The sequence below is a fragment of the Shinella sp. OV683 genome (assembly GCF_057787725.1).
The window spans coordinates 952,674-967,189 of record NZ_CM173543.1 but is presented as its reverse complement, the minus strand read 5'-3'; the positions used below and the strand labels follow the sequence as shown (position 1 = coordinate 967,189).

Here is a 14,516-nt window from a genome sequence, read left to right as displayed (position 1 = left end):
CCTGTTTGTTATTGTGATAACCACATACAGACTGTATGTCTTTTATATGAAGGAGGAAAGCATGAAAACGACCAGCTACTATCCCGTCCTGCTCGTTGCCGACGTCGTCGCCTCGGCCCGGTTCTATGAGGAGAATTTCGGCTTCAAGTCCCTCTTCGCCAGCAACTGGTATGTGCATCTGCAATCCCGCGAAGACGAGACCGTCAACCTGGCTTTCGTCAGCCTCGACCACCACACCGTTCCGCCGCAAGGGCGAAAGGCGGCTAGCGGCATCATCCTGAATTTCGAAGTCGAAGATCCCGATGCGATTTACGCAAAGGTACAGGCCGCGGGCCTGCCGATCCTCCATAGCCTGCGTGACGAACCCTTCGGACAGAGACACTTCATCACATCTGATCCGAACGGCGTGATGATCGACGTCATCAAGCCTATCCCCCTGTCACCAGAATTCGCCGCGCAGTTTTCCGACGGGACACCGCCCCAATAGCGGCAGAGTCCTCAAGCGCGCGCCTGCTGGATGCTCATTACTTAGGCGCGCGCAAATCGCTTGGGGTGGATGGCGAGCGCCAGACACCCTTCCGCTCATGCTGCCACCCCAAAATCGCTGGAAAAAATTCCTCGCATCAAATCCAGCATGGTTCTTGCATTGCGAAAGACATTGGTTTCAAATGACTGCATAAGAATGGGGAATTCAGATTTGGCGTTTGACGAGATGATTGACGCGGATGGGAGTCCGCGCGGCCCGTACAAGAAATACTTCGAGTGGTTTAACGAGCAGGACCACGCTTATCTTACAGCGAAGGCCCGGGACGCGGAGGATATTTTCCGAAAGACGGGCATCACCTTCGCAGTTTACGGCCACGAAGACGCCGCCGAAAAGATCATCCCCTTCGACCTCATCCCCCGCATCATCTCCGGCGGCGAATGGCGCAAGCTCGCTCAGGGCATCGAACAGCGCGTGCTGGCGCTCAACGCCTTCCTCGAAGACATCTATCACAAGCAGGAGATCATCCGCGCCGGCCGCATCCCGCGGGCACTGATCGAGAAGAATTCCGCCTTCCTGCCGCAGATGATCGGCATGAAGCCGCCGGGCGGCGTCTACACCCACATCATCGGCACCGACATCGTCCGCACCGGCGAAGACCAGTTCTACGTACTTGAAGACAATGCCCGCACGCCGTCCGGGGTCTCCTACATGCTGGAAGACCGCGAAACGATGATGCAGATGTTTCCGGAACTCTTCTATCGCGTACGCGTCCGGCCGGTCGAGAACTATCCGACGCGGCTCCGCCAGAGCCTTGATTATCTCGCCCCTCCCGGCTGCAAGGGCAAGCCGCGCGTGGCGGTGATGACGCCGGGTATATTCAACTCAGCCTACTACGAACACGCTTTCCTCGCCGACCAGATGGGTGCCGAACTCGTCGAGGGCTCCGATCTTCGCGTCATCAACGGCAAGGTCTGCATGCGCACCACGCTCGGCTACGAGCCGATCGACGTGCTCTATCGTCGCGTCGACGACGACTTTCTCGATCCTCTCACCTTCCGTGCGGATTCGACGCTCGGGGTGGCTGGCATCATGGATGTCTACCGTGCCGGCAACATCACCATTGCCAATGCACCCGGCACCGGCATCTCGGACGACAAGGCCATCTATTCCTACATGCCCGAAATCGTCGAGTTCTATACCGGCCGCAAGCCGTTGCTCGAAAATGTGCCGACCTGGCGCTGCTCGGAGCCCGACAGCTTCAAATATGTGCTGTCGAACCTTCCCGATCTCGTCGTCAAGGAAGTGCATGGCTCCGGTGGTTACGGCATGCTGGTCGGCCCCACCGCTTCCAAGAAAGAGATCACCGAGTTCTCCGAGAAGCTGAAGGCTAAGCCGGGCAATTACATTGCCCAGCCGACGCTGGCGCTTTCCACCGTGCCGATCATGGTCAAGAAGGGCATCGCGCCCCGGCATGTCGACCTCAGGCCCTATGTCCTCGTCTCCGACAAGGTGCACATCATTCCTGGCGGGCTGACCCGCGTTGCACTGAAGGAGGGCTCCCTGGTTGTCAATTCCAGCCAGGGCGGCGGAACGAAAGACACCTGGGTGCTGGAGGACTGATCATGCTCGGAAGAACAGCAAACGGACTATTCTGGATGTCGCGCTATTTCGAGCGCGCCGAAAATATCGCCCGCCTGATCGATGCAGGCTTCCGCATGTCGCTGACGCGATCCGTCGCCAGCGACGAGGACTGGGACGGGGTGCTGCAGAGCGCCGGCGTCCACGAACTCTATGTAGAAAAAACAGGTCCTGTGACCGGCCTGGACGCGATCGATTTCCTGCTCAGGGACAAATCCAACCCGTCCTCGGTGCTCAATTGCATCGAATTCGGCCGCAACAATGCCCGCATGGTGCGCACGGCGCTTACCCGTGAAAGCTGGGAAACCATCAACGAAAGCTGGCTGCAGATCAAGAACCTGCTGTCCAAACGCATTACCCAGACCATGCTGCCGGACACGATCGACGCCATCAAGCGCCGGATCGCACTAATGCGCGGCGCTTTTTCCGGCACACAATTGCGCGACGAGCTCTACAATTTCTCAATGCTCGGCTCATTCATCGAACGGGCCGACAATACGGCCCGTATTCTCGATGTGAAATATTACGTCCTGCTGCCATCGCTGCTGCATGTCGGCTCGTCGATCGACACCTTCCACTGGCAATCGATCCTGCGCTCGGTGTCGGCACAGCGATCCTATCTCTGGGTCTATGACGCCGAATACAAACCCGCCAATATCGCCCACTTCCTGATCCTCAACCGGCGGATGCCGCGATCGCTGAGCTTTTGCTACGAGGCGATCAACAGCAATCTGGCGCATCTGGCACGCGACTATGGCGGCCAGATCATTGCCCACGAAACCGCCGCCCGCACCCGCAACATGTTGCTCACCGGCTCGATCGATGCCGTGATGCAGCAAGGTTTGCACGAGTATCTGGAGGATTTCATCCTCTCCAACGACAAGCTCGCCAGCGAAATTACCGACGGTTACCGGTTTTATAAATGAGTTGACATCATGCGCCTGAAGATCAGCCATATGACGGAATACAGCTACGAGGAGCCGGTGGAATTCGCTCTCCAGCGGCTCCGCCTGACGCCCAAGGATTGCCCCGGCCAGCATGTCATCCAGTGGCAATCGCTGGTCAGCGGCGCCGGCCATGAGGCTGCCTATGACGACCATTTCGGCAATCGTGTCGAACTCGTCAGCGTCACCGGCGGCGAACACACGATCCGTATCATGGCCTCCGGCGAGGTGGAAACCGAGGAGCGCAACGGCGTTTTCGGCCCGCATATCGGCTATGTACCGCTATGGCTGTTTCGTCGCGAGACGCATCTGACCAAGGCTGGCAAACTGATCCGCGAACTCGCCAAATCCATTGAGGGCGATGGCGAACTCGCCAAAATGCATGCACTGATGGCCGCCATCAGCGACGCCGTCGAATACAAGGAAGGCGTCACCACCTCGGAGACAACGGCCGAGGAAGCGCTCGAAGGCGGCGCAGGCGTTTGCCAGGATCATTCGCAGATCTTCATATCCGCTGCTCGCGCGATGGGCCTTCCGGCCCGCTACATCTCCGGCTACATGCTAGACGGCAACGAATCCGGTGCCGCCAGCCACGCCTGGGCTGAAGCGCACGTCAACGGACTGGGCTGGGTTGGATTTGACGTGGCCAATTGCGTCTGCCCCGACGAACGCTATGTCCGCGTCGCCTCGGGTCTCGACTACACCGACACGGCGCCCGTCTCCGGCATGCGCATCGGCACCACCCCCGAAATGATCATCGTCAGCGTTAGCGTCGAGCAATAGACGCTTTCTCGAGAGCTATTTCCCTTTCGGCTTTGCCTTCACGCCCTTGATCGTTGCGGCGGCAAAGATCGCGCTCAGCAGCGCCAAAACCGAAGCGCTGATCATCACCAGCTGGAAACCTGAAGCGACAGCAGCCGGCTCGATCCTTCCCAGATCCGCGCCGCCAAAGGCGAGCCCGATCGCCGCGACCGCCAGCAGGCCTCCACCACGTGCAGCAACATTGTTGATGCCGGAGGCCGTGCCGCTCTGCTCATCGGGAACCGAAGCGAACACCACACTCGTCAGCGGCGGTATGGTGATTGCCATGCCGGCGCCGCCGAGGATCAAGCCCGGAAACGGGCCGGTCCAGTAGCCGGCATCGTCGCCGAGAAGGGCCAGCAGAGCAAAGCCGAGCGCCGCGATCGTCGGTCCGGCGATCAGCGGCAGGCGCGTGCCGAAGCGATCCGACAATTCCCCCGTCCATCGCGACCCGAGCCCGATAATCACCGCAAACGGCAGCAGCGCCGCACCGGTGGCCGAGGCACTGTAGCCATGCACCTTGACCAGCATGAATGGCAGGATGAATAACGAGGCGCTCAGCCCGGCATAAAGCACGACGGTGATTGCGTTGGCGCCAGAGAAATTCCTGTCGCGAAACAGCTTGAGCGGCAGCATCGGTGCGCTCGATCTCGCTTCGACGATGATGAACAGGATAGCGGCTGGAATGGACAGAAGAAGCGCTGTGGTGCCAACAGTGCGGATGCCCTCCCCCAACGCCACGAGGCCGTAGCTCAGCAGCGCGAGAAAGATCACGGCAAGTGCCGACCCCGCCCAATCTAGCGGCTGTGCCTTGCGTTTGCGGTCAGCAGGAAGCTTAAGCGCGAGAAGCAGCGTGACAATGGCGATCGGCGGATTGATGAAGAAGATCGACCGCCAGCCCGTCACATCCACCAGCCAGCCGCCAAGTGGCGGTCCGATCGCCGTCATGATGCCGGCGGCAGCCGCCCAGGTGCCAATCGCCTTGCCGCGCGTTTCCTCGCTATAGGACGTGCCGATGATGGCGAGGCTGGTGGGCACCAGCAGCGCGGCGCCGATACCCTGCGCCAGCCGTCCAGCAACGAGCATGCCTGCAGAGGACGCGATGCCGCAGCCGACCGAGGCAAGCGCGAAGATGATGACGCCGAGAATGAAGATGTTGCGGCGGCCATAGCGATCGCCCAATGATCCGCCAAGCAGGATGAAGCTCGCCAGCATCAGCATGTAGCCGTTGACCACCCATTGCATGGTGGAGATCGGCGCATTCAGCGAAGACTGCATCGCCGGCAGCGCCACATTGACGACCGAACCGTCGATGAAGCCCAGGCTCGATCCCAGGATGGTCACCGGCAGCACCCAGCGGGTTGCTGCCGGGGCATTTCCATCAGCCGGCTCAGCGTCGGATTTCGCCGTTGGCGGCACGGAACTGTCCATGAAACTCCCCAAGCTGCTGCAATTACCGAGAATGCAATATCCTGCGCCCAGCAGCTAGCTCGGAGACGACGCTTCCACCACGGCCAGCGCCGCCATGTTGACCACGCCTCGCGACGTCACCGAGGGCGACAGGATATGCGCCGGCAGCGCCGCACCGAGCAGGATCGGTCCGACATGCAGCGAATCCGTCATCGTCTTGACGAGACCGAGCGAAATATTGGCGGCATCGATGTTCGGGAAGACCAACAGGTTGGCCTCGCCATGCAATGTCGAACTCGGCATGACGCGCTTGCGCAGCAATTCCGAGATGGCGGAATCGCCATGCATTTCGCCGTCTGCTTCCAGCTCGGGCGCAAGCTCGCGCACGAGGCTGATCGCCCTGCGCATCTTGGCGGCACTTTCGGAATCGCGGCTGCCGAAGTTGGAATGCGACACCAGCGCCGCTCGCGGCGTGATGCCGAAGCGGCGGATGGCAGACGCCGCCATGACAGTCATTTCGGCGATCTCTTCCGCCGTCGGCATTATCTTCACATAGGTATCGGTGAAGAAGGTCGCGCCACGTTGCGAAATCAGCAGGCTGAGGCCATAGAGATCGAGCACATCCTTGCGCTTGCCGATGATCTGCGACACATCGCGCAAATGCTTGGCATAGCGGCCTTCGACACCGCAGATCAGCGCATCGGCATCGCCCCGCCGCACGGCGATGGCGCCGATGACGGTAGTATTGGTGCGCACCACGGTGCGTGCCGCTTCCGGGATCACGCCCTTGCGGCCGACCAGCGCGAAATACTCGTCGACATAGTCCTTGTAGCGCGGATCGTCCTGCGGGTTGACGAGCTCGAAATCGACGCCCGGACGGATGCGCAGGCCATAGCGCTGCAGGCGTGCCTCGATGATTGACGGACGGCCGATCAGGATCGGCTCAGCAGTCTGCTCTTCGAGCAGCACCTGGGCGGCGCGCAGCACGCGCTCATCTTCGCCCTCTGCGAAGATCACCCGCTTCTTCTGGGCGGCCTTCGCGGCCGCAAAGATCGGCTTCATGATGAAGCCGGAGCGGAACACGAAGCGGTTGAGCTGGTCGAGATAGGCTTCGAAATCCACGATCGGCCGAGCGGCGACGCCTGTCTCGGCAGCAGCCTTGGCGACTGCAGGCGCGATACGCAGGATCAGCCGCTGGTCGAACGGCGACGGGATGAGATAGTCCGGCCCAAAGATCGGCGTCTCCCCGCCGATCGCCTTGGCCGCGACTTCGTTGACTTCCTCGCGGGCCAGCGCCGCAATCGCCTTGACCGCCGCCATCTTCATTGCTTCGTTGATCGTCCGGGCACCGCAATCGAGCGCACCGCGGAAGATATAGGGGAAGCACAGGACGTTATTGACCTGGTTGGGGAAATCCGATCGGCCGGTGCAGATCATCGCATCCGGGCGCACGGCGCGCGCCGCTTCCGGCATGATTTCCGGATTGGGATTGGCAAGCGCCATGATCAGCGGCTTTTGCGCCATCTTTTCCAGCAGTTCAGGCTTCAACACGCCGGCAGCAGACAAGCCGAGAAACACGTCAGCGCCGCCGATCGAGTCTGCCAGGACGCGATTGTCGCTGTCCTGCGCGTAGACGTCTTTCCACGGATCCATCAGCACCGGGCGGCCCTTGTAAACGAGGCCCTCGAGATCATGCACCCAGATGTTTTCGCGCTTGGCGCCGAGTTCGACCAAAAGGTTGAGGCAGGCCAGCGCGGCCGCCCCTGCACCTGACGCGACGATCTTGACGTCGGAGATCTTCTTGCCGGCGAGATCGAGGCCGTTGAGGATCGCTGCCGCGACAATGATCGCCGTGCCGTGCTGATCGTCGTGGAAGACGGGGATGTTCATCTTGGCGCGCAGCTGCTGCTCGACCTCGAAACATTCCGGCGCCTTGATGTCCTCGAGATTGATGCCGCCGAAGGTCGGTTCCAGCGCCGAGATCACTTTGACCATGTCATCGATGCCGGGCGCATCGATTTCGATGTCGAAGACGTCGACATTGGCGAATTTCTTGAACAGAACGGCCTTGCCTTCCATGACCGGCTTGGAGGCCAGCGGCCCGATATTGCCGAGGCCGAGAACAGCGGTGCCGTTGGATACGACGGCGACGAGATTGGCGCGAGATGTGTAGAGCGCAGCCATTTCCGGATCGTCCTTGATGGCAAGGCAAGGAGCGGCCACGCCGGGCGAATAGGCGAGCGCCAGGTCGCGCTGGTTGCCGAGCGGCTTGGTTGCCTGGATTTCCAGCTTTCCCGGTCGGGGATAGCGGTGGAAGAAAAGCGCCTGTTCATCCAGTTCGCCACTTGCGGGCACAGCGCCGCCCTTGCCCTTGTCATCAGCCATTATGCGAATCCTCATTGAAGCCAATGACGTTTAGCGGATTCTCATGTCAAATCCAGTTCAATGGCCAATTTAAAAGTCATACTATTTGCATTTTCCATGTCGCACACTCCAACTTTCGTTGCCACGCTGAAAATGCTATGTCGATTGAGCGACATTCATGAGAGGAGCATCAGATGAATACAGCGAACCTCGGACTTGAAGGCCTCTATCTGGCGATATCGGCGGTTAACGCTCGTCTGGTGGAGAAAGGCTTGCTGACCCATGCCGAAGTGCATGACGCGCTCAAGCTGGCCGAGGCTTCGGCCACTGCCGGCGGCGAGCATGACGATCTCTCGGGCGCCAACCGCAAGGCGATCTGTTTCCCCATCCGCTTCCTGATGCTGGCCAACGAGAAATCGGAGAGAAGTGAGCCCGTGCGGTTTCGCGCAGTCGCCGAGGATGTCGGGCGCCGCAGTTGGTAGTCTGATGTAGCAGCTATTTTCTGAGCTTGCCGGCCTGCTCCGCTGTCAGCGGCCTGGTTTTGTAGGGCCGCGTCAAGAGGTAGAGCTTGGCCGTCTCCTCCAATTCCTCCATTGCATATTGCGCTTCGGCCAACGTCGCGCCGGAAACGACGGGACCATGATTGGCCAGCAGCACCGCATGGCTGTTGCCCATCTCCACACGCACCGCCTCGGCCAAGGTCTCCTCGCCCGGTGGATAGTAGGGCACCAGCGGCAGCCGGCCGACCCGCATTACATAATAGGCCGTCAGCGGTGGCAGCACGTCCTGAGGGTCGACCTCATCAAGCAGGCTGACCGCAACGGCATGGGTCGAGTGCAGATGCACCACGGCTGCGGCCTTCTTCCTCTCGCAATAGACGCAGGTGTGCAGGAAAGCTTCCTTGGTGGGCTTGTCGCCGGTCTCATGCACACCCTCAGCCGAAAATCTGGACAACCGCTCCGGCTCAAGTGCGCCGAGCGAGGCATTAGTCGGCGTCATCAGCAGCCGCCCATCCGACAGCCGGGCGCTGATATTGCCCGAGGAGCCGAATGTCAGGCCGCGATCGAACAGTGACTTGCCGATCCGGCAGATCTCGTCGCGGGTTTTGGTTTCCTCAGAAATCACGCCTGTCATTTCAGCACCTGCCATGCCTTGGTGAAAAAATCCTCGGTGCCGAAATTGCCCGACTTGAGCGCCAGCACGATCGGCCTTTTGGTGTCAGCGCTTTCCGTCCATGGCACGCCGGGATCGATTTCCGGACCGATCCGCAATTGCCGCACGCCGAGCGCTTCGACCACCGCGCCCGATGTCTCGCCGCCCGCCACCAGCAGCTGGTCGAAGCCATTGGCAACCAATGTGCGCGCGACCTTGCCGAGCAGATGTTCGACCACCGCGCCGGCAGCCTCCTGGCCCAATTTTTCCTGCGCTTGCAGCACCTCGGCCGGGTCGGCGCTCGAATAGACCATCGGCACAGCGTCCCGAGGCAAACCCTTGATCCAGGCGACCACCTCACCAGCGGTGACCTTGCCCTCTGAAATCGCGATGGGATCGAGTTGACAGCTCGGCAAACCAGCGACCTTGGCATGCGCAACCTGCCTGCGAGTCATTGCCGAGCACGAACCGGCAAGCACGGCCCGACGCCCCGGCCCCGCCTTGATAATCGTCTGGGCCCCGTCCGATGATAGCAGACCCGCAGCTCGGAAATTGTCCGGGATGCCCAGCGCAATGCCCGAACCGCCGGTGACCAGCGGCATATCCTTGATCGCCTTGCCGATCGCTATAAGATCGTCATCGGAAATCGTATCGACGATGGCGAAACGATGGCCGTCCTTCGTCAGTGCGGCAAAAGCCTCTGAAATCGCCTCCCCGCCCCGCGACACCGTTCCATGCGCCACCAACCCGACCTTCGACCTTACCTGCCGGCCAAGCACGCGAACAAGGTTTGCATCGCGCATTGGCGTCAGCGGATGATCCTTCATCGGGCTGTCGCTCAGCAGCAGATCGCCGACGAACAGATGGCCCTTGTAGATCGTGCGCTGATTGGCGGGAAATGCCGGGCAGGCAATGGTGAAATTGCTGCCGAGCAGCTCCAGCAGTGCCTCGGCAACAACGCCGACATTGCCCTGATCCGTTGAATCGAATGTCGAGCAGTATTTGAACAGGATCTGCCGCGCGCCTGCCGCCCTCAGAGCGATGGCTGCGGCAAGTGACTGTTCCACAGCCTCTGCGGCCGGATTGGTGCGCGATTTCAGTGCCACGACGATCGCATCCGCATCGGGCAACGGATGGGCGGCATCCGGCACACCCACTACCTGCACCACCCGCATGCCGCCGCGCGCCAGCGTCAGCGCCAAATCCGTGGCGCCCGTCAAATCATCGGCGACCGCGCCCAAAAGCAAACTCATGTCATTCTTCCTTCTGGTGACAGGTTCACGCCGTCGCGCCTTCGATGATGTCAAAGCCCGTATCCACGATCTGCCGCTGGCTGGGCCGCTCGGCAGATTGCAGCACGATCTCCACCGCCGTCTTGCCGATATTGAAGCGGTTGGAGCGCACGGTGGACAGCGGAAACGGCAGCACCTGGCCGATATCGAGCCCGTTGAAGCCGAACACTGCAACCTTTTCCTTCACCGGGATTCCGGCGGCGATCAGATGAAACACCCCGCCGATCGCCATGTCGTCGTTGGAAAACACCACGGCATCAATATCGGGAAAATCAGCCAGCAGCGCCGCAAGCGTATCGCGTCCGGCTAGCGCCGAACTCGGTCCCTCAAACCGTTTCTCTCCAACCAGCGACAGCCCTGCCTCGGAGAGCGCCGCGCACAACCCGTCATGACGAATGCGCGCCCGGCGGTCTGCGTCCCAGTCGTGCCCGACATAGCCGATGCGTCGATAGCCTCGCCCGATCAGATATTTCCCGGTCGCCCTGCCCGCCTCGAAATGCGAAAGCCCTACAGCAACGTCGATCGGCTCCTCGCCGATATCCATCAGTTCGGCGACACGCACGTCGCTATCGAGCAGATATCGCCGCGCGGCCTCGGTATGGTCGAAACCGGCAATCAGCATTGCCGCCGGCTTCCATGAAAGCAGCGAGCCGACGAGCCGTTCCTCCTCATTGGGATCGTAGCCTGACACGCCCATGAAGGCCTGGTATCCGGCAGCACCGGCTGCGGCATGAATGCCGGCCAGAACCTCGGGAAAAACGATGTTGGAGAGCGACGGCACGATGACGCCAAGCAGCTTCGATCCCGTCGAGGCGAGACTGCCAGCGATCCGGTTCGGCACATAGCCAAGCTCGCGCACCACCTCGAGCACGCGGGCACGCGTGGCCTCGGTGACCGACGGATGATTGCGAACCGCGCGCGAAACCGTGATCTCGCTGACACCAGCCATGCGCGCCACTTGCGCCAGCGTCGCCGGCGCTCGCCTTGGTTTCTCTAGCTTGTCCAGCACCATTGCGATGTCGAGCCCCTGTATCGATCACCAGACTCTTGGGCCAAAATGACAGCGCTATCAAGCCTGAAAATCTGCTATTCGGTTCTCTTCAAGCACGCATCTCACATGCGTTTTTAAGTTGCATTCACATCGCTACTTGCGCGCTGGCCGGCCCGTTCTGCGATTGACTCCCGCGCCAGAAAGTGGTGCACTGCCTTCAAATGACAACTACGCGGTTAATGATGAACCACGCATAAGCAGCACGAGAAAAGGCATCTCAGGCGGGAGGGGCTCTGTGGATATGTTGTCTAGGTTCTTTGGTGCAACGCTGGCATTGGCAGCGGCAGGCACGTCTGCGCAGGCGGCGGATCTGCTGATCGCCATGCCCAATTGGCCCTCCGGACAGGCCAGCGCCAACATTCTCAAAGTCGCGATCAAGAAGGAATTCGGCCTCGACGCCGATGTCCAGGAATTGGGCGCGCTCGGCGCGTTTGCAGGCCTGGACTCGGGCAAGGTCGCCATCCATCCGGAGGTCTGGCGGCCCAATTATGACGACATCATCAAAAAATACGTGGCGGAGAAAAAGTCAGTCATATTAACCCAACATTCAGTTGCCGCTTGGCAAGGGCTCTGTGCCACGCCGGCCGCCGCCAACACCGTCGGCATCAAGAGCGTTGCCGATCTCAGCGATCCGGAAAAGACCAAGGCGCTGGATACCGATGGCGATGGCAAGGGCGAGGTCTGGATCGGTGCGAACACGTGGCTTTCGACCGGCATCGAACGCGTGCGGGCGAACAGCTTTGGATGGTCGAAGAATGTGACGTTGGTCGAAGCTGAGGAAGACGTTGCCATGGCGGCGGTCGATGCGGCGGTCGCGACACAGCAGCCGATGGTTTTTTACTGCTATACGCCACACCATGTCTTCAAGCTGCATGATATCGTCAAGCTCAGTGAGCCGCCGTATGACGCAGTAAAATGGAAGATCGCGTCGGCAAGCGATCCCCTGTGGATCTCCAAGTCCAGCGCACCGGTAGCCTGGGATGCGGCGCGCTTCCACATTGCCTACGGCGTGACCTTCGCCACCAAGCATCCCGATATCGCCAAGTTTCTCGAGAAGGTCGATTTCACCACGGATGAAGTCACCGCGATGAGTTACGCGCTGCAGGTGGAGCGGCAGGTGCCGTTCGAATTCGCAACCAAATGGGTGGATGCCCAGAAAGCACGCGTCGATGGGTGGGCCAAGCCATGACAGATCGTTTCCACGCACCTGACCGGCGCAAATTCCTCGGCATGATGGTTGCCGCCGGCGCCGCAACCCTCACCCCGATGACTGCACTGCCCGCGACGCAGGCCATGGCGAAGACGCAGATCTGGGATCCCAAGGCGCGCAAGTGGGTCAATTTCGACAGCAAGAAGGCACGGCAATATTACACCCACAACAAGAAGCAATTGCCGGAAGCCTTCCGCATGCAGACGGTCACCTTTCGCACGGCCGAGCGTCCCGGAACGATCATCATCGACGGCAACCAGCACTACCTCTATCTCGTCCAGGCCAACGGCCAGGCAGTCCGCTACGGCATCGGCGTTGGCCGCGATGGCTTCGGCTGGGCCGGCATCGTGCGTATCGGTCGCATGTCCGAGCAATGGCCGACCTGGACGCCGCCTGCCGAAATGGTGCTGCGCGACGACAAGGCGAAGAAATGGGCAGCCGGCATGCCCGGCGGACCGGACAACCCGCTCGGTGCGTTCGCGCTCTATCTCTATGAGGGCGACCGCGACACGATCTACCGCATCCATGGCACTCCCGAACCTTGGACGATCGGGCTCGACGTGTCTTCGGGATGCATCCGCATGCGCAACGACGACATCACGGATCTGCATTCGCGCGTGGCGGTCGGCAACAAGGTCATCGTGCTGATGCAGGGTGCCGCGCTCTACAAGGGTGTCTGAACCGGCTTTTAAACCAAGAGACTTTGGAGGATGAGGGCGTGCTGAAGAGATTTGCAAATTCCCGTCGCATGAAGCAGTTTGTCATCGTTCTGGCATGCGCAAGTCCGCTTGCCGCGTGCCAGTCTGCGCCGCCACCCGACAAGATGGCGCGCACCACCACCGACACCGCGCCTGCTGACCTGCAACTGCTCTGCGCCAACGCTGCGGCAACCACCGCAAAGGTGGAGGCGGCCAAGATCCTTCCGGTCAGCTCAGCCAAGATCGACGACCAGAACTACAGCGTCGAACTCGACGCGAGCGGCAAGAAATTCACTTGTACCGTCGATGTCAACGGCACCGTGAAATCGGTGCTGCCGGCCGCGGCACCAACCTGATACGACCACCACCACAAACAAAAGAGCCGGTCCACCTTGATGGCGGACCGGCTCTTTTGTTTGTGCGAGAGGTTCCTCAGCCGTCTACTTGCCTTCGAAGGCGTAGATCTTCTTCCAATCATTCTTCATGTCGACGAGCACCCAGCCGCGGCTGGGCGCTTCAGTCATGGCTTTGTCGAGCTTGCCGACCTTCGTGTCCTTGTCATACGCATATTCACGCACTTCATCGGTATGGTGGACGATGATGCCGAGGCGTGGGCCCTCGCCAGCGGTGCTCCAGCGCAGCATCTCGTAGTCGCCATCCGAATTGCCGGCGACGAAAATCGGGCGGCGACCGATGATCGAATTGATCCCCACGGGCTTGCCTGCCTTGTCATCGATGAAGTCGACTTTCGCCTCGCGCATCAGCACGGGCTTGTCGTCCTTGAGCATGTATTTGGTGGTTATCCGGCTACCGATCACCTGCTCCGGCGGGATGCCGTACATCGCTTCGGTCATCGGTCGCATGAACTCGACGCCACCGCCTGAGACGATATAGGTCTTGAAGCCGTTGGCGCGGAGATAGTCAAGCAGCTCGCGCATCGGCAGGTAGGTCAGTTCGTTATAATGCTTCTTGAAGCGCGGATGCTGGGCGCCGGCAAACCAGTCTGTGACGATCTTGGTAAAATCGTCGGTGCTCATGCCCGCATGGGTTTCCATCATCACTTCAACAAGGCCTTTTTCGCCGCTGGCGGCGAGCCCGTTCATGTCGCCGGCAAGGATGGATTTGAAGGGCTCGTTCTCCTTCCATTCGGGATGGTCCGGCGCCATTGCTTTCACCCGGTCGAGCGCAAAGGCGAACTGGAAATAGATGGGATGCTCGGTCCACAGCGTGCCGTCGTTGTCGAACACCGCGATGCGATCCTCGACCGGTACGAACTTGTCGCCGCCTTCGATGGTCACCGCCTTGACGAAATCGACGATCGACGCCTTGGTCGCCCCATCGTTCCACGAGGGAAGCACTTCCTGGGCAAGCGCGATGGCCGGTGCGACCAGCAGGACGAACACGATAACCATCAGATTTGCAAAGCGAGCCGGGGATAGATGTTTCAACATGGCTTCCTCCGGGGTGCT

14 protein-coding genes are annotated in these 14,516 nt (G+C 60.6%); 8 read left to right on the top strand and 6 right to left on the bottom strand.

Going from position 1 to position 14,516, the window contains the following annotated elements:
- The first annotated feature begins 61 nt into the window (after positions 1-61).
- From ACXHRN_RS04705 to ACXHRN_RS04690, 4 genes are all read left to right on the top strand, one after another.
- Positions 62-487, top strand: a complete 426-nt coding sequence (locus ACXHRN_RS04705) for a VOC family protein (protein ID WP_488640182.1) — start codon at positions 62-64, stop codon at positions 485-487.
- Between the two features lie 210 nt (positions 488-697).
- Complete coding sequence (locus tag ACXHRN_RS04700; protein ID WP_488640181.1) at positions 698-2,107, top strand: circularly permuted type 2 ATP-grasp protein; 1,410 nt, start codon at positions 698-700, stop codon at positions 2,105-2,107.
- A gap of 2 nt (positions 2,108-2,109) precedes the next feature.
- Positions 2,110-3,051: an alpha-E domain-containing protein gene (locus ACXHRN_RS04695; RefSeq protein ID WP_488640180.1), complete on the top strand. Its 942-nt coding sequence runs from the start codon at positions 2,110-2,112 to the stop codon at positions 3,049-3,051.
- Between the two features lie 9 nt (positions 3,052-3,060).
- Positions 3,061-3,852, top strand: coding sequence for a transglutaminase family protein (locus ACXHRN_RS04690; RefSeq protein WP_488640179.1), 792 nt, complete (start codon positions 3,061-3,063; stop codon positions 3,850-3,852).
- A gap of 15 nt (positions 3,853-3,867) precedes the next feature.
- On the opposite strand, the gene ACXHRN_RS04685 is transcribed toward ACXHRN_RS04690, so the two are convergent.
- A complete protein-coding gene (locus ACXHRN_RS04685) occupies positions 3,868-5,301 on the bottom strand; it encodes an MFS transporter (RefSeq protein ID WP_488640178.1) in 1,434 nt (477 codons plus the stop codon).
- 54 nt (positions 5,302-5,355) lie between these two features.
- Positions 5,356-7,665 carry an NADP-dependent malic enzyme gene (locus ACXHRN_RS04680; protein ID WP_488640177.1) on the bottom strand — a complete coding sequence of 770 codons (2,310 nt, stop codon included), beginning with the start codon at positions 7,663-7,665 and terminating at the stop codon, positions 5,356-5,358.
- Between the two features lie 173 nt (positions 7,666-7,838).
- Between ACXHRN_RS04680 and ACXHRN_RS04675 the strand changes: the two genes are divergently transcribed.
- Positions 7,839-8,126, top strand: a complete 288-nt coding sequence (locus tag ACXHRN_RS04675; RefSeq protein WP_488640176.1) for a hypothetical protein — start codon at positions 7,839-7,841, stop codon at positions 8,124-8,126.
- A 13-nt stretch (positions 8,127-8,139) separates the two neighbouring features.
- Here ACXHRN_RS04675 and otnC read toward each other — a convergent pair whose 3' ends face one another.
- From otnC to ACXHRN_RS04660, 3 genes are read right to left on the bottom strand one after another with little or no spacing between them, the layout of a single operon-like run.
- Positions 8,140-8,793, bottom strand: coding sequence for a 3-oxo-tetronate 4-phosphate decarboxylase (otnC, locus tag ACXHRN_RS04670; RefSeq protein ID WP_488640175.1), 654 nt, complete (start codon positions 8,791-8,793; stop codon positions 8,140-8,142).
- Positions 8,775-10,049, bottom strand: a complete 1,275-nt coding sequence (gene otnK, locus ACXHRN_RS04665) for a 3-oxo-tetronate kinase (protein WP_488640174.1) — start codon at positions 10,047-10,049, stop codon at positions 8,775-8,777. The genes otnC and otnK overlap by 19 nt, the downstream gene beginning before the upstream one ends.
- Positions 10,050-10,074: 25 nt before the next feature.
- A complete protein-coding gene (locus ACXHRN_RS04660) occupies positions 10,075-11,100 on the bottom strand; it encodes a LacI family DNA-binding transcriptional regulator (protein WP_488640173.1) in 1,026 nt (341 codons plus the stop codon).
- Positions 11,101-11,380: 280 nt separating this feature from the next.
- Between ACXHRN_RS04660 and ACXHRN_RS04655 the strand changes: the two genes are divergently transcribed.
- From ACXHRN_RS04655 to ACXHRN_RS04645, 3 genes are all read left to right on the top strand, one after another.
- Complete coding sequence (locus tag ACXHRN_RS04655) at positions 11,381-12,328, top strand: ABC transporter substrate-binding protein (protein WP_488641828.1); 948 nt, start codon at positions 11,381-11,383, stop codon at positions 12,326-12,328.
- Positions 12,325-13,029, top strand: a complete 705-nt coding sequence (locus ACXHRN_RS04650) for a L,D-transpeptidase (RefSeq protein WP_488640172.1) — start codon at positions 12,325-12,327, stop codon at positions 13,027-13,029. The genes ACXHRN_RS04655 and ACXHRN_RS04650 overlap by 4 nt, the downstream gene beginning before the upstream one ends.
- A 68-nt stretch (positions 13,030-13,097) precedes the next feature.
- Positions 13,098-13,403 (top strand): hypothetical protein, encoded by a 306-nt coding sequence (locus ACXHRN_RS04645; protein ID WP_488641827.1) that lies wholly within the window; start codon positions 13,098-13,100, stop codon positions 13,401-13,403.
- Between the two features lie 84 nt (positions 13,404-13,487).
- Here the strand turns inward: ACXHRN_RS04645 and ACXHRN_RS04640 are convergent, their stop codons facing one another.
- On the bottom strand, positions 13,488-14,459 hold the full coding sequence (locus tag ACXHRN_RS04640; RefSeq protein WP_488641826.1) for an HAD family hydrolase: 972 nt from the start codon (positions 14,457-14,459) through the stop codon (positions 13,488-13,490).
- Between the last annotated feature and the right edge of the window lie 57 nt (positions 14,460-14,516).

Excerpts from the sequence above, each read along its gene's own strand:
- ACXHRN_RS04705 (WP_488640182.1), top strand. The coding sequence starts at position 62 with ATGAAAACGACCAGCTACTATCCCGTCCTGCTCGTTGCCGACGTCGTC.
- ACXHRN_RS04695 (WP_488640180.1), top strand. The coding sequence starts at position 2,110 with ATGCTCGGAAGAACAGCAAACGGACTATTCTGGATGTCGCGCTATTTC.
- ACXHRN_RS04690 (WP_488640179.1), top strand. The coding sequence starts at position 3,061 with ATGCGCCTGAAGATCAGCCATATGACGGAATACAGCTACGAGGAGCCG.
- ACXHRN_RS04685 (WP_488640178.1), bottom strand. The coding sequence starts at position 5,301 with ATGGACAGTTCCGTGCCGCCAACGGCGAAATCCGACGCTGAGCCGGCT.
- ACXHRN_RS04680 (WP_488640177.1), bottom strand. The coding sequence starts at position 7,665 with ATGGCTGATGACAAGGGCAAGGGCGGCGCTGTGCCCGCAAGTGGCGAA.
- ACXHRN_RS04675 (WP_488640176.1), top strand. The coding sequence starts at position 7,839 with ATGAATACAGCGAACCTCGGACTTGAAGGCCTCTATCTGGCGATATCG.
- otnC (WP_488640175.1), bottom strand. The coding sequence starts at position 8,793 with ATGGCAGGTGCTGAAATGACAGGCGTGATTTCTGAGGAAACCAAAACC.
- otnK (WP_488640174.1), bottom strand. The coding sequence starts at position 10,049 with ATGAGTTTGCTTTTGGGCGCGGTCGCCGATGATTTGACGGGCGCCACG.
- ACXHRN_RS04660 (WP_488640173.1), bottom strand. The coding sequence starts at position 11,100 with ATGGTGCTGGACAAGCTAGAGAAACCAAGGCGAGCGCCGGCGACGCTG.
- ACXHRN_RS04655 (WP_488641828.1), top strand. The coding sequence starts at position 11,381 with ATGTTGTCTAGGTTCTTTGGTGCAACGCTGGCATTGGCAGCGGCAGGC.
- ACXHRN_RS04650 (WP_488640172.1), top strand. The coding sequence starts at position 12,325 with ATGACAGATCGTTTCCACGCACCTGACCGGCGCAAATTCCTCGGCATG.
- ACXHRN_RS04645 (WP_488641827.1), top strand. The coding sequence starts at position 13,098 with ATGAAGCAGTTTGTCATCGTTCTGGCATGCGCAAGTCCGCTTGCCGCG.
- ACXHRN_RS04640 (WP_488641826.1), bottom strand. The coding sequence starts at position 14,459 with ATGGTTATCGTGTTCGTCCTGCTGGTCGCACCGGCCATCGCGCTTGCC.